At 64.6% G+C, this 14,470-nt stretch carries 13 protein-coding genes, 1 tRNA gene and 1 other RNA gene; 11 read left to right on the top strand and 4 right to left on the bottom strand.

The window, feature by feature from the left end; all coding sequences use genetic code 11:
- From NDY25_RS00225 to NDY25_RS00180, 10 genes are all read left to right on the top strand, one after another.
- On the top strand, positions 1-465 hold the full coding sequence (locus tag NDY25_RS00225; protein ID WP_168957656.1) for an ExbD/TolR family protein: 465 nt from the start codon (positions 1-3) through the stop codon (positions 463-465).
- A complete protein-coding gene (msbA, locus tag NDY25_RS00220; protein WP_115040086.1) occupies positions 462-2,231 on the top strand; it encodes a lipid A export permease/ATP-binding protein MsbA in 1,770 nt (589 codons plus the stop codon). The genes NDY25_RS00225 and msbA overlap by 4 nt, the downstream gene beginning before the upstream one ends.
- The gene (gene lpxK, locus NDY25_RS00215) at positions 2,228-3,265 is read left to right on the top strand and encodes a tetraacyldisaccharide 4'-kinase (protein ID WP_256627696.1); all 1,038 of its coding nucleotides are present in this window, start codon (positions 2,228-2,230) and stop codon (positions 3,263-3,265) included. The genes msbA and lpxK overlap by 4 nt, the downstream gene beginning before the upstream one ends.
- A 319-nt stretch (positions 3,266-3,584) precedes the next feature.
- Entirely contained in the window at positions 3,585-4,364 is a 780-nt protein-coding gene (gene kdsB, locus NDY25_RS00210) for a 3-deoxy-manno-octulosonate cytidylyltransferase (RefSeq protein WP_168957654.1), read from the top strand.
- Positions 4,361-4,825, top strand: coding sequence for a low molecular weight protein-tyrosine-phosphatase (locus NDY25_RS00205; protein ID WP_168957653.1), 465 nt, complete (start codon positions 4,361-4,363; stop codon positions 4,823-4,825). The genes kdsB and NDY25_RS00205 overlap by 4 nt, the downstream gene beginning before the upstream one ends.
- 23 nt (positions 4,826-4,848) lie before the next feature.
- A complete protein-coding gene (locus tag NDY25_RS00200; RefSeq protein ID WP_168957652.1) occupies positions 4,849-6,267 on the top strand; it encodes a hypothetical protein in 1,419 nt (472 codons plus the stop codon).
- Complete coding sequence (gene uvrC / locus NDY25_RS00195) at positions 6,264-8,120, top strand: excinuclease ABC subunit UvrC (protein ID WP_168957651.1); 1,857 nt, start codon at positions 6,264-6,266, stop codon at positions 8,118-8,120. The genes NDY25_RS00200 and uvrC overlap by 4 nt, the downstream gene beginning before the upstream one ends.
- A complete protein-coding gene (pgsA, locus tag NDY25_RS00190; protein WP_168957650.1) occupies positions 8,120-8,752 on the top strand; it encodes a CDP-diacylglycerol--glycerol-3-phosphate 3-phosphatidyltransferase in 633 nt (210 codons plus the stop codon). The genes uvrC and pgsA overlap by 1 nt, the downstream gene beginning before the upstream one ends.
- Before the next feature lie 36 nt (positions 8,753-8,788).
- A tRNA-Gly gene (locus tag NDY25_RS00185) sits at positions 8,789-8,864 on the top strand.
- Between the two features lie 594 nt (positions 8,865-9,458).
- The gene (locus NDY25_RS00180; RefSeq protein WP_168957649.1) at positions 9,459-10,490 is read left to right on the top strand and encodes a sulfotransferase family protein; all 1,032 of its coding nucleotides are present in this window, start codon (positions 9,459-9,461) and stop codon (positions 10,488-10,490) included.
- 66 nt (positions 10,491-10,556) lie between these two features.
- Here NDY25_RS00180 and NDY25_RS00175 read toward each other — a convergent pair whose 3' ends face one another.
- Complete coding sequence (locus NDY25_RS00175; RefSeq protein ID WP_168957648.1) at positions 10,557-11,099, bottom strand: GNAT family N-acetyltransferase; 543 nt, start codon at positions 11,097-11,099, stop codon at positions 10,557-10,559.
- A 121-nt stretch (positions 11,100-11,220) separates the two neighbouring features.
- Here NDY25_RS00175 and NDY25_RS00170 point away from each other — a divergent pair, with 121 nt between their 5' ends.
- Positions 11,221-12,366, top strand: coding sequence for an alpha-hydroxy acid oxidase (locus NDY25_RS00170; protein ID WP_168957647.1), 1,146 nt, complete (start codon positions 11,221-11,223; stop codon positions 12,364-12,366).
- Here the strand turns inward: NDY25_RS00170 and NDY25_RS00165 are convergent.
- From NDY25_RS00165 to NDY25_RS00155, 3 genes are all read right to left on the bottom strand, one after another.
- Positions 12,361-12,437: non-coding RNA, sX9 sRNA (locus tag NDY25_RS00165), on the bottom strand. The genes NDY25_RS00170 and NDY25_RS00165 overlap by 6 nt on opposite strands.
- 84 nt (positions 12,438-12,521) lie before the next feature.
- A complete protein-coding gene (locus tag NDY25_RS00160; protein ID WP_256627695.1) occupies positions 12,522-13,874 on the bottom strand; it encodes an aminotransferase-like domain-containing protein in 1,353 nt (450 codons plus the stop codon).
- Complete coding sequence (locus NDY25_RS00155; RefSeq protein WP_168957645.1) at positions 13,871-14,380, bottom strand: VOC family protein; 510 nt, start codon at positions 14,378-14,380, stop codon at positions 13,871-13,873. Before NDY25_RS00155 ends, NDY25_RS00160 begins: the two co-directional genes overlap by 4 nt.
- Positions 14,381-14,470: the final 90 nt, after the last annotated feature.

Here is a 14,470-nt window from a genome sequence, read left to right as displayed (position 1 = left end):
ATGCGCATCGGCAGTGACCGAAGCCAGGACGAGCCGCATATCGACCTGGTGCCATTGATTGACGTCATTCTTGTCCTCATCATCTTCTTCGTGGTGACCACGACTTTCGACGCACGCTCCACGCTGCAATTGCAGCTGCCGACTGCCAGCGACCAACACACCAGTGCGCCGCCACGTGCGTTGAGCGTACTTGTCAATGCCGATGGGCATTACTTCATCAACGACCAGGAAGTGCTGCGCTCGGATGTCGATTCGCTCAAGCAGACCATCGCGCAGATCGCCGGCGATGACCGTGAGCAGACGGTGCTGATGCGCGCCGATGCGCGTACGCCATACCAGGCCGTCGTCACCGCGCAGGATGCCCTGGGGCAACTCGGCTTTCGGCGCATCGCGATTGCGACTGCGCCCGAAACCGGCACTTCCGGTACTACCGGCACGACAAGCAAGCACGGAACCCGCCAGTGAACATCTCCAACGACCGCCCGGCGCCAGTCTCGTCCTGGCGCACGTACCGTCGCCTGCTGGCCTTCGCCAAGCCGTACCGTCTGTTGCTGATCGCCGCGCTGATTGCCGCGCTGGTCGAAGCGGCGGGCACCACCGGCTTTCTGGCGTTGATGAAGCCGATCACCGACGAAACCTTCATCTACAAGAACGCCGAAGTCAGTCGCTGGCTGCCGGTGCAGATCATCCTGTTGTTCGTGGTGCGCGGCATTGCCGGTTACATCACCGATATGGCGATGGGCAAGTCCGCACGCAGCATCGCGCGCGATCTGCGTGTCAAGGTGATGTCCAAATATCTGCGCCTGCCGGGATCGCGGTTCGATTCCGAACCGGTGCCGTCGATGCTGATCCGTCTGGGCTCGGACTCGGACCAAGTGGCGCAGGCGGCGGTGGATGCGGTCAAGGTGATGATCCAGCAGTCGTTGCAGGTGATCGGTGCGTTGGCACTGATGCTGTGGCATAGCTGGCAGGTCACGCTGACCATTCTGGTGCTGGCACCGGTGCTGGCCTGGGTGATGGACAAGGTGGCGCGGCGGTATCGCCGCATCAGCCACAGCATCCAGGAGAGCGGCGCGCATCTGTTGCAGGCAGCCGATCAGACCTTGTCCAGCCATCAGGAGGTCAAAATCTACGGCGCGCAACAGACCGAAATGGAGCGCTACGGCGCGCTGGCCGACCGCAATCTGCGTCTGGCGATGAAGGTCGAATCCACGCGTGGCATTTCCACTGCCACGGTGCAGATGATCGGTGCGATCGGTTTGTCGGCGCTGTTGTTCGTGGCCGGTGCGCAGGCACTGGCGGGGCGGCTGACCGCAGGCGACTTCGTGGTGCTGATGACCTCGATGCTGACAATCATTCCTGGCCTCAAGCAGCTGACCAATGTGCAGAACATGGTGCAACGCGGCCTGGCGTCGGCCGAGCGCTTGTTCTCGGTGCTCGACAGCCCCGACGAGCCGGACCAAGGCGCCATCCCGCTCAAGCGTGCGAAGGGCTTGATCGAATTCCGCGATGTCACCGCGCGCTATCCGGGTCAGGTGAATCCGGCGCTGGCGGGGGTGAGTTTTGTTGCGCAGCCGGGCACGGTGACGGCGATTGTCGGGCGCTCGGGCAGCGGCAAATCCAGCCTGATCAAGCTGATTCCGCGCTTCTACGAGGCCGAGGCCGGGCAGATCCTGCTCGACGGTCATCCGGTGCAGGCGTACTCGTTGGCCGATCTGCGCCGGCAGATCGCGCTGGTCGGCCAACAGGTGATGTTGTTCGACGGCAGCATCGCCGACAACGTGGCCTATGGCGAAATGCGCAGCGCAGATGCGAGCCAGTTGGAGCGCGCGATTCTGGGTGCCAATGCGATGGAGTTCGTCGCGCAGTTGCCGGACGGTTTGCAATCGCACGTGGGCACCAAGGGCGGGCGTCTGTCCGGCGGGCAGCGCCAGCGCTTGGCGATCGCGCGCGCGATGCTCAAGGATGCGCCGATCCTGATTCTGGACGAAGCCACCGCCGCGCTGGACAACGAGTCCGAGCGGCTGGTGCAGGATGCCTTGCACAAGCTGATGCCGGACCGCACAACGCTGGTGATCGCGCACCGCCTGTCCACCATCGAACATGCCGATCAGGTACTGGTGATGGATCAGGGCCGCATCGTGGAGCGTGGTACGCACAGTGAATTGCTGGCGCAGGGCGGGCTGTATTCGCACCTGCACGGCATGCAGTTCCGCGAACGGCAGGCATGAGCAAGCGCGGCGCCCGCACGCCGGGCTATTGGTACGACAATGCGCCGATTCCGCTATCGGCGCGCATGCTTGCGCCGGTCTACGGTGCCGCCATCGCGCTGCGACGCGCGCTGTATCGCCGCGGCTGGCGCAAGCGCCACGGCGTACCGGTGCCGGTGATCGTGGTGGGTAACGTCACTGCCGGCGGCACCGGCAAGACGCCGCTGACGATCGCCTTGGTGACCAAATTGCAGGAAGCCGGTTGGACGCCGGGCGTTGCCAGTCGTGGCTATGGCCGTGACGAATCGGGCACGGCGCGTTGGGTCGAAGCGGACACGCCTGTGGCGCTCGGCGGTGACGAGCCGGTATTGATCGCCTGGAAAACCGGCGCGCGCGTGCGCGTGGATAGCGATCGTCCGGCCGCGGCGCGTGCCTTGGTCGAAGCAGGTTGCGACATCGTCGTCTGCGACGACGGGTTGCAGCATTACCGGCTTGCGCGCGATGTGGAAATCGAAGTGGTCGATGGTCAACGCCGCTACGGCAACGGGCGCCTGCTGCCGGCCGGGCCGCTACGCGAACCTGCAGCGCGTGCGCGCGATTGCGATTTCCGTGTGGTCAATCTGGGGCAGGGCAGCGCTGCGGCGACACCGCAGACAGCTGAAGACGCCGGTTTCGGCGAGTGGCAGATGCGCCTGAGCATCGACAGCGTGCAACCGATGGATGGCAAGCGTGTGCAGCCGTTGAGCATGCTTGCCGGGCAACGTGTGCACGCGGTGGCCGGGATCGCGCATCCGGAACGCTTCTTTGCGATGCTGCGCGCGCGCGGCATTGGCGTGGTGCCGCATGCCTTCCCCGATCATCACGTGTATCGCGCTGCGGATTTCAGTTTCGGCAGCCGCTTGCCGGTGCTGATGACCGAAAAGGACGCAGTGAAGTGCAGGCCGTTTGCCGACGAGTGGTTGTACAGCGTGCCGCTCAAGGCGGAGTTGCCGGCCGCGTTCTGGGTGAGTCTGCTGGATCGTCTGGACAAGTTGGCGAGTCGGCAGGGTGTGTGAGTGCGGTTTTTCTGGCAATGGTGATCTTGGTTCGGCTGCAGGGTCCTTGCCCGCCCACCGTCGCGGGACACGCCGCAAGTACGTCCCTGTAGGCTCTTACGCGGCATCCATGCCGCGTAAGGTCCCGCGACGGTGGGCGGGCAAGGACCAGTCGAGATGGTCGGTGTGCATGTGCGAGCAGTGTATGCAGCGGCGTCCTAGTGATGTAGCGCATCGCTGCTCCAACCGAATACCGCTATTTCGCTCAATCACATAGATACATCATGCTATTCGGTTATCTCGTTTCTCCAAATCTTCCTGGCTCCCAGAGCGCGTACGCATGACCACCACAACGCCTGCAGATTTCGTCGTCGCCATTCCCGCGCGCTATGCCTCCACGCGGTTGCCGGGCAAGCCGCTGCAACTGATCGGCGATCGCCCGATGATCCAACATGTGGCCGAGCGGGCGCTGCTCGCAGGTGCGCGCGAGGTCTGGGTGGCCACCGACGATGCGCGCATTGCCGAGGCGATCGAAGGCCTGGCCGGCGTGCATGTGGCGATGACCGGCAGCGAGCACATGTCCGGGACCGACCGGCTTGCCGAATGTGCACGGATCGCCGGCTGGGAGGCCGAGACCTGTGTGGTGAATCTGCAGGGTGACGAACCGTTTGCGCCTGCTGCCGGTATCCGCGCAGTCGCCGAGCTGCTGCTGCGCTCCGGCACTGAAATGGCCACGCTTGCCGCGCAGGTGGATAGCGCGCACGAGCTGTTCGATCCGAATGTGGTCAAGCTGGTGCGCACGGCGCACGGCGATGCGCTGTACTTCAGCCGCGCGCCGATTCCCTGGCATCGCGACAGCTTCGCTAATCAGCGTGAGAGCTTGCCCGATGACGGTCAGTGGCTGCGCCATATCGGTATCTACGCGTACAGCGCCGGATTTCTGCAGCGTTTTGCGGCGATGCCGCCCGGCCTGCTGGAGCGCATCGAATCGCTGGAACAATTGCGCGTGATGGAGGCAGGCTACCGCATCGCGGTGGCGTTGACGCCGGAGCAGTTTCCGCCCGGCATCGATACGCCGGACGATCTGGCGCGTGCGCAAACGCGGGTGGCGTCGGCATGAAGGTCTTGATCGTATGTCTGGGCAACATCTGCCGCTCGCCGATGGGCGAGGGCGCCTTGCGTGCGCGGCTGGACGAAGCGCGGTTGTCGCGGCGTGTCGAGGTCGATTCGGCCGGCACCGGCGACTGGCATGCCGGCGAGCCACCCGACCCGCGCGCCATTCGCTGCGCACGCGGTCATGGCGTGGATATTTCCGGATTGCGCGCCCGTCAGGTGCGTGCAGCGGACTTCGAACACTTCGATTGGGTGCTGTGTGCCGACAACAGCAATCTGCGCGATTTGCAGCGGCTTGCCCCGGCGGCGCTGCGCGACAAGGTCGCACTCTGGCTGCCATGGGCGGGCGTTGCAGAGCGCGACGAGATCCCCGACCCCTACACCGGCGGCATGGACGATTTCGAGCATGCCTGGCAGCTGGTCGATACCGCTGCAAGCCAGACCGTGGCCAGGCTCACCCGCAGCTAATCGGGCTTGGGCATAATTACCGGATGACTGCCCAGCTCACTCAGGAACTGCCGGAATTCCCTACCTGGCTCAACGCCAGGCCATCCACCTTGCAGGAGCATCGTGGACGCGCGCTGGTGCTGGCGTTCGTCAATGCCAGCTCGGTGTGGTGCGCCGAGCGCCTGGCCGAGCTGGCCCATTGGCAGGCGCGCAGCCCGGGGCGGTTGCAGGTGATCGTGGTGCAGGTGCCGCGTTTCGATAGCGAGCGCTTACCGCAACGCTCGCTCAAGCAACTGCGCGGGCATGGTGTGAGTGCGCCGATCCTGCTCGACAAGGACTGGGAAACCTGGCGCCGCTTCGGTATCGAATCCTGGCCCACGCTGGTGCTGCTCGACGCCTACGGCCGCGAGCGCCAGCGTCTGGTCGGCGTGACCGGCGATCTGGACAAGGCATTGGTGGCGCTGTGCGAAGGCCAGCAACCGCCGTCGGACATCGACCTGCATGGCGTGGCCGAACGCGAAGCCGAACCGCGCCTGGAACTGCAATTTCCGACCGGACTGGCCGCCACCGAAGACCGCCTGTATATCGCCGACACCGGCCACCACCGCGTGCTCGAATGCACGCATGGCGGGCGGGTGTTGCGCCAGTTCGGCCATGGCAATGCCGATCTGATCGACGGTGGCGTCGGCGAAGCGGCGTTTCGACGTCCGCAAGGCCTGGCGCTGGAACGCGACCAGCTCTATGTCGCCGACACCGGCAATCACGCCCTGCGCCGCATCAACCTGCGCAGCGGGCAGGTCGACACCTTGTGCGGCACCGGCCGCTCCGGCGAGCCGGTCGAAGGCCCGCTGGCGTCCTCCAGCGCATCTGCGCTGAATTACCCGCAAGGTCTGGCCATCGCCGACAACCAGGTGTTGATCGCCATGGCTGGCGACAACCGCATCTGGAGCTATCACCTGGGTAGCGCCGCATTGACCGCGCGCGCAGGCACCGGCTCGCTCGAAATCCGCGATGGCAGCGGCCATTTGGCCGCGTTCGCGCAACCGGCCGGATTGGCCGCGGTGCAGCAGGTGGCCTACGTCTGCGACGGGTTGGGTTCGTCGATCCGCACCATGCAATTGCGCGGCGATCTGGTGCAGACCCTGGTCGGCGGGCAGGGCACCTGGCTGTTCGGCGACGAGGATGGCCCACGCGGCACCGCCCGCCTGCAGTTTCCGCAAGCGATTGCTTTGGCCGCCGATTCGCCGCTGCTGTGGATCGCCGACACCGGCAACGGCCGTCTGCGTTGCCTGCGCCTGGGCGGTGGCGAACTGACCACGGTCGAGCTGCCGCGCCGTCTGCATGGCCCGGCCGGGCTGGCGGTTGCCGCAGGTGCGGTCTGGATTGCCGAGACCGATGCCCATGCCGTCTTGCGTTACGACCTTGCAAGCGGCGAACTGAGCGATGTTTCGATAGCAGAATGAGCGCAAGGCCCCAAGCTGATTTCGATGGAAAGGCGTTTGCTGCCCAACTGAGCACCGCGCCCGGCGTCTACCGCATGTATGCGGGCGACGACACGCTGCTGTACGTGGGCAAGGCCGGTGCGTTGCGCAAGCGCGTGGGCAGCTATTTCAACGGCACGCCGAAGAACGCGCGGCTGACCTCGATGCTGTCGCAGGTGGCGCGCATGGATGTCACCGTGACCCGCAGCGAAGCCGAGGCGCTGCTGCTGGAAAACCAGCTGATCAAGTCGCTGTCGCCGCGCTACAACGTCTCGCTGCGCGACGACAAGAGTTACCCGTATGTGTTGCTGACGCGCGAAGACTGGCCGCGCATCGCGCTGCACCGTGGCCCGCGCGCGGTGCAGGGGCGCTATTTCGGCCCGTACACCGGCGTGACCGGCGTGCGCGAAACCTTGAGCCTGATGCACAAGCTGTTCAAGCTGCGCAGTTGCGAAGACAGCGTGTTCCGTAATCGCTCGCGGCCGTGTCTGCAGTATCAGATCGGCCGCTGCAGCGCGCCGTGCGTGGATCTTGTCGCAGCGCCCGACTACGCAGAATCGGTACGCCGCGCCACGATGTTTCTCGAAGGCAAGAGCGACCAGCTCGGTGAAGAGATCATGCAGTCGATGCAGCAGGCCAGCGAAGCGCTGGAGTTCGAGCGCGCCGCACGTCTGCGCGATCTGCTGTCGTCCTTGCGCAGCATGCAGAACCGCCAGTATGTGGACGGCCGCGCGGCCGACCTGGACGTGCTGGCCTGCGCCACGCAAGCCAGCCAGGCCTGTGTGCTGCTGTTGAGTTTTCGCGACGGCCGCAATCTGGGCACGCGTTCGTTCTTTCCCAAGACCAATGGCGAAGACAGCGCCGACGAAATCCTGGGCGCGTTCGTGTCGCAGTACTACGCCGAACATTCGCCGCCGCGCGAGATCCTGCTCGATCGCGAAATTCCCGAGTCCGAGTTGATCGAAGCCGCGCTCAGCACCGCTGCCGAGTACAAGGTGACGTTGAAGTGGAACGTGCGCGGCGAGCGTGCCGGCTATCTGCTGCTGGCCACGCGCAACGCACAGCTGACCCTGGTCACCGAACTCACCAGCCAGAGCGCGCAATACGCACGCAGCGAAGCGCTGCGCGAAATGCTGGGGCTTGCCGAGCAGGTCAAGCGGGTGGAGTGCTTCGATATCAGTCACACCATGGGTGAGGCGACGGTGGCCTCGTGCGTGGTGTTCGATGCCAGCGGCCCGGTGCGCGGGCAATACCGGCGCTTCAATATTTCCGGGATCACGCCGGGCGACGACTACGCCGCGATGCGCCAGGCCATCGAGCGGCGCTTTCGACGCGCGGTGGAAGAGAACGGTGTGCTGCCGGATGTGTTGCTGATCGACGGCGGCGCCGGCCAGCTGGCGCAGGCAAAGGGCGCGCTGGCCGATCTGGGCATCGAGAACGTGCTGCTGGTCGGCGTGGCCAAGGGCGAGGAGCGCAGGGCAGGGCACGAGGCGCTGGTCATGGCCGACGGCCGCGAGCTGCGCCCGGGTGCGGCATCGCCGGCGCTGCAGTTCATCCAGCAGGTGCGCGACGAAGCGCATCGCTTTGCGATCACCGGTCACCGCGGTCGCCGCCAGAAGGCGCGCATGACCAGCAAGCTCGAGGATATCCCCGGCATCGGCCCGCGCCGTCGCGCGAGCCTGCTCAAGCATTTCGGCGGTCTGGTCGGGCTCAAAGCCGCCGGCGAGGCCGAGATTGCACGCGTGGAAGGGGTCAATGCCGCACTCGCCGCGCGAATCTACGCTAACCTGCATGGGCTGGCGCTCCCCGATGCGGCAGGCGAGTCGAGTCCGTAATGAAGTTGACCATCCCCACGTGGCTGACACTGCTGAGGATCTTGATGATCCCGGTGTTGGTCGTGGTGTTCTACCTGCCGTACACGTGGACCAATTTCGCGTCTGCCGGCGTGTTCGGGCTGGCTGCCATCACCGACTGGCTGGATGGCTGGGTCGCACGGCGGTATCACCAGTATTCCGCCTTCGGCGCGTTTCTGGACCCGGTGGCCGACAAGCTGATGGTCGCCGTGGCGCTGTTCCTGATCGTGCAGGGCCACCCGACGCCGTGGATGGCGTTCTGGGCGGCGGTGATTGTGGGCCGCGAAATCGCCGTCTCTGCGCTGCGCGAGTGGATGGCCGAGATCGGCCAGCGCGCCAAGGTGCGTGTGGCGGCGATCGGCAAGATCAAGACCACCGCGCAGATGGTCGCGCTGTTGTGCCTGCTGTATTCGGTCACGCCGGGGCAGATGCCCACGCACGAAATCTGGTTCGGCAACCTGATCTTCCGCGCCGGTTACTGGACGTTGGCGATCGCCGCACTGCTGACGTTGTGGTCGGGATTTCAGTACCTGCATGCGGCATGGCCGAGCCTGCGTGCCGACGAAAAAGCCGCAATCACCAGCAAGCCAAAAAAAGTCGAAGGCAATGGTTGACAGCCCTGCTGTTCGCTGTAGAATCTCGCCTCCCAAGCGGGAATAGCTCAGTTGGTAGAGCGCAACCTTGCCAAGGTTGAGGTCGCGAGTTCGAGTCTCGTTTCCCGCTCCAGGTCTTGATGTTCGGACTTCTGCTGAAGTCCATCGCGGTTCGATCACACAGTGGGTTTTGCCTGTGGAGCATCTAGCCAATTCTGCTGAAATCCATTCCGAGCCACGTAGTTCTATAAAATGGATCTGCGTGCCCAGAGCCTGAAGCTTGGCCGCCAGAGCACGCTGTTACAGATCGCAGCATCGACACACTGCATGCCTTGCGACTCATTGCAGTACCCCAGGGCCGTTACCCGATACTTCTCAGTAAAGTTGCGGGGATTATGGTTGTCAGTGGCGCCCACGCTCGCAACGGTAAACCCGTTCGGACAGTGCCTGCGGATAACGCTCTCGCAGGGAGGAGCGATCGTGTCATTGAAGGTGTTGCCAGGCTCATTGCAGCTAGCGAGATAACTGCCGTCATCGTAGCTTTTGAACCGTTTCAGTGGTTTTCAGCGGCCTTGTTGTCACACACAGGTCGCACGCGTTGCCTAGCATTTCGGCAACCGAGCGCGACTGGCTTCGGTTTGTGCTGGTGCGTGCCGATGCTTGTTTGGCCGGTCATGCATCGGTGCATTTGCCCATCGCGGTACCTGCCTGTAGGGACCACTGACCCATGAACGAAGCCGACCTGAGCGACCTGCTCGCGACCTTGTCCAGCCTGCCGGAAGAACTGCAGCGTGTGCGTGTAGCAGCGCCTGCGCTGGCGCCGCAGTTGGGTGGGGTGGACGCATTGCTGGAGCGCAGCCTGGGGCAGACACGGGCTGCGTTGGTGCAGGAAGGGACGTCGCCTGCGTTGGCCTACGATCTGATGTCAGATCTGCACAAGACCAGTCGCCTTGCGGATAATCCGTTCGGCGATCGCGCGCATTTCATCATCGGCAATCGTCGCTCTGGCACCACGTTGCTGGCGTATCTGGTCAATGCCAGCGAGACGATCTGCAGCCTGCCGGAAAACATGTTGTGCGGGGAGCTGGCCAAGTGCGACAGCTTGCTGCGGCTTGGCAGTATGGTGTTGCCGCATCTGGGCATGCCGCAGAGCGGGTTATATCCGCGCTTGGGGCGCATGATCGATGAGTTGCATTGCGAGTACGCGCAGCGCTTCGGGCGGCAGCGCTGGATCGCCAAGGAATTGTTTTCGTCCAGCCGGCTCGATGTGATCGATGCGATGTTCGATTTTCGCGGCAAGTTTCTGTTTCTGCATCGTCATGGGTTGGATGTGGCGTTGTCGTGCTTTCAGCGCTTCGTACGTCGTGATGGCTTGCCGGGCAATCCGCGTTCCGGCTTGTATCTGATGCAGTATCTCGACGAGTGGGTCGCCACCAACGAAGCGGCGCTGGATTTTGCCGAACGTGCGGGCGATCGCTGCTTGCAACTGGGTTATGACGAACTTTCGCGTACGCCAGAAGTGGTCGGGGCGCGCGTGTTCGAGTTTCTTGGCGAGCCATGGTCTGAGCAGGTGCTGCCGCGCATGGCGCAACAACGCATCCGGCCGTTTATGGGCGACAACCTGACCGCGCAGCGCGGGCTTGCGATCGATGCTGGCGCGCGTGTACCGAGTTGGCATGCCTGGCCGCCGGAACTGCTGCGTAGCCTGGGGCGGCGGGCGAATCCGATGCTGGAGCGCTTGGGTTACGCGCCGCTATAGATGCTGTCGAGTTGTCTGCCCGGCGATTTGTGCCAGTCGCGTAAGGCGGGCTTGGTTGACCTGGTCTCACGCATCCATGGCGATGCCGTCCGGTGCATTGAGCGCGATGCCTGCCTGACGTAGCCGCGCCATGCTGTAAGCGCTGACGAAACCGCCATCGCGCATGGCGTAGTCGCGCAGTTCGCCTTCCACCTCGAAGCCATGACGCTGGTACAGCGCCACTGCTGCGGTGTTGTCCGCATAGACGGTGAGTTCGAGCCGGTGCAGTTGCATCCAGCGGTCGGCGACGTCGAGCAACGCGCTCAGCAGGCGCGTGCCGACACCCCGGCCATGCCAGTCCGGCCGGACCGCCAGCGCGATGCCGCCGACGTGCGCACGACGTACCCGTGCCTGGCTGCCCAGACTGCCGACACCGACGACTTGCGCGCCGTGCAACGCAACCAATGCCAGCTGCCGCTCGTCTTCGTGCAGCAATTGCCGGCGCCATTGCTCGACCCCGCGATACGGCAGCTCCAGCAGTTGTCGCGCCACCTCGGGGGCGTTGTAGAGCGCGCACACGCCGTCGGCATGCTGCTCGCATGCACGTTCGATCTGGATGTCGTGCTGCATCGATGCGGACTCGTTTGCACTGCGGAAGGCAGATGCTCGCGCAGACTCATGATGCTGCGATGACCGGGACGCGACACGCGACACCTGCCGAACTGTCACAGGCCGCCGCTAGCCTGTGCGGATGAGTGCGATTGCATGTGTCGACGATGTCCAGGCCTTGGCACAGCGCCGTTTGCCGCGCATGTTCTACGACTACGTTGCCGCTGGCAGCTGGAGCCAGACCACGCGGCAGGCCAATCGCTGCGATCTGGATGCGTTGCGGCTGCGCCAGCGCGTTGCCATCGATGTGGCGCGGCGCAGTACCGCCAGCACGCTGCTGGGCGTGCCGGTAGCGATGCCATTGGCATTGGCGCCGACCGGCTTGGCCGGCCTGTTGTATCCGGATGGCGAGGTGCTGGCCGCACGCGCGGCCGAGGCATTCGGGGTGCCGTTTGTGCTGTCGACGATGAGCATCTGTTCGCTGGAGCAGGTCTGCGCCAGCGTGCAGACGCCATGCTGGTTTCAGCTCTATCTGATGCGCGACCGCGGATTCTCTGCCGCGTTGATCGCGCGCGCGCAAGCGGCCGGCTGCGGCGCCTTGATGCTGACGCTGGATGTGCCGTTCATGGGGCAGCGGCATGCCGATCTACGCAATGGGTTGAGCGTGCCGCCGCGTGTGAGCCTGGCGACGCTGCGCGATTTCGCGACACATCCGCGTTGGTGTCTGCGCATGCTCGGCAGCCGTCAGCGTGGGTTCGGCAATCTTGCCGGGCAGGTGGGTGGCCAGGGTGATCTGGCCTCGCTGGCAGCATGGACCGCCAGTCAGTTCGATGCCGCGCTGACCTGGGACGATGTGGCGTGGGTGCGGGCGCGCTGGCGTGGCCCGCTGATCGTCAAGGGCATCCTGGATGTGGACGATGCGCGGCAGGCAGTCGCTGCAGGCGCGGACGCGCTGGTGGTGAGCAATCACGGCGGGCGCCAACTCGATGGGGCGGCGTCCAGCATCCGCATGCTGCCGGCAATCGTCGCTGCGGTCGGTGGCGATGTGGAAATCCATCTGGACAGCGGTATCCGTTGCGGCCAGGACGTGCTGAAGGCGCTGGCGCTTGGCGCGCGCGGCGCTTACATCGGGCGTGCCTGGCTGTATGGGCTGGCCGCATCGGGCCAGGCCGGTGTGACCGAGGTACTGTGGCTGATCCAGCGCGAGCTGGAGCTGAGCATGGGGCTGTGCGGCAGGCCGCAGATTGCCGATATCGACGCCAGCGTGCTGCTTCCTCGGAGCGGCTAACAAAGCGTAGCGAGCAGCCGTCAGGTGGGGCGTGGATGGCGCGGAGGAAGCGGAGTGTACGAGTGGTACATGCCGATTCCGAGCATCGGCCGTGCCCACCTGGTAGTGAGCGCAGTAGTTTTGTTAGCCGCTCTTGGCCCTGAGTTGCTGCTGTGTCATATGCGGCCTTCGTCGATTGCCGCTGTGTTCACCGCTCCCGCTTCCAGACGCATGCGAACGAACGCGGCGAACTGCGCAATGCCGTGCGCGATGTCCTGGCTTGCGACGTTGCTGTAGGCCAACCGCACCTGCTTAGCGCAGCCACCATCGATGGCGAAGAACGACAGCGGCATCACCAGCACGCCGTACTGCCGCGCGCAGATTTCCGCGTCCTCGGCAGTGAAGGCGAACGGCAACGTCACCACCAGAAAGAAACCGCCGGCCGGCGTATTCCAGCACACCTGTGCTGCGCACTGGCCGAGTTCGTGCTGCAGGCAATCGAGCATGCGATCGCGGTTGTGCCGATACAGCGCACGCGGCGCGGCAATCAGGCTTTGCAGGCTGCCGCCATGTTCGAGTAGTACGCCGCCGACGATGGCTTGGCCGATCTGGCTGGTGTTCAAGCTGCAGAAACTCTTGCGACGCAATAACCGCTCTTTCAATGCAGTCGCGGCGTCGGCATCGCCGAACAACTGTGCAGGCAGCACTGCAAAGCCCACCCGCAACGCTGGGCACAGCGTCTTGGAATACGTGCCCAGATAGATCACGCAGCCGTGCCGATCCAGTGCTGCCATCGGCGCGACACGCTCGGCCTCGAATCCGAACATGCCGTACGGGTTGTCTTCCAGAATCACGATGCCGTGCTCGGCACATACCTGCACGATGGCCTCGCGCGCCGTGCGTGAGAGCTGTGTGCCGGTAGGGTTGTCGAAATCCGGCACCAGATAGAGCAGGCGTGCGCGCTTGCCGGCCGCCTGTAGCTGCAGCAGCGTGTGCTGCAACGCGCTGGCATCGGTGTGTGCGTCGCTGCATGCGTGCTGATTGAAAGCGACAATCTCGATGCCGTGCGTGTCGGCCACGCCGGTGATGCCGATATAGCTGGGATTGCGCGCCAGAATCACATCGCCGTGGGCCTGGCACAGTTCGGTCACGCACAACAGCAAGGCTTCCTGGCAACCGGCGGTGACGATGATGCGCTCGGGCGTGGCCGGGACCTGTTCGTCACGCCGCAGCTGCGCGGCGATCAGTTCGTCGAGGATGCCCTGGGTGCGTCCGTACTGGGCGATCAACTCCAGTGCGCGTTGCGGTGCAAGGCCGTGGCGCTGCGCAAAATAGCTGGCAAAGCGCGGCAGTGTATGCAGCCAGGCCTGCAGGTCGAAGCCGCTATCGCTGGGGCGGCCGGAGGCGAACGAGATCGCCTGCGGATAGCGCGCGGAGACTTCGTTGAGGAAGTTCATCACCTCCAGGCGATCGCCAGCGGTTGCGATGGTAGTCGGCGGTGGCAGCTGCATCGCAGGCGCGGCGCTCAATACGCACCGCTGCGTTCGAGTTGTGCGAACAGTTCATTGACCGAGGCGTCCTGGAATCCGCTTTCGCCATGGCGTTCGATCAGTTCGAAGCACAGGCCGGTCGTGCTGTCGCGGCTGGAAAAAGCCTGTTTCAAGCCACTTCCTTCGATCACGCTGGTGTCGAAACCGAGCCCGCGCTCGCGCAGCTGGCCGGTGGTGGCGTGTACGTCGTCCACGCGCAAGGCGATATGGGCCACGCCGACGCCGTGATGCTCGATCAACCGCGATACCTGCGATTCCGGCTCGGTGCCCTGGCACAGCACGAAGGTGATCTCGCCTTGGCGCATCTCCGCCGAAATCATGCCGGTGCGCTTGCCGGCGATCTGCCGGCGTCCGATCAACTCGAAACCCAGGCGGTGCTGAAAGAAGTCGACCGCTGCTTCCAGGTCCTGCACGGCCAGAGCGATGTGGTCGATGCTGTTGTAGCGCGGGGTCGGATCGGTGTGTTGCAGTGGCGAGGCGGTCATGCGGAACTCCGGGCGTAGTGCGGTGGGGCAGGGGAAGGTCGGTCGGGGTACCGACGTGGGGCGCGTTTGCGTCGGTGTCGGTCTGCAACA

The organism is Xanthomonas hortorum pv. pelargonii (genome assembly GCF_024499015.1).
Lineage (GTDB): Bacteria > Pseudomonadota > Gammaproteobacteria > Xanthomonadales > Xanthomonadaceae > Xanthomonas > Xanthomonas hortorum_B.
The sequence above is the reverse complement of the archived record's forward strand: the minus strand, read 5'-3'. Positions and strand labels throughout refer to the sequence as shown.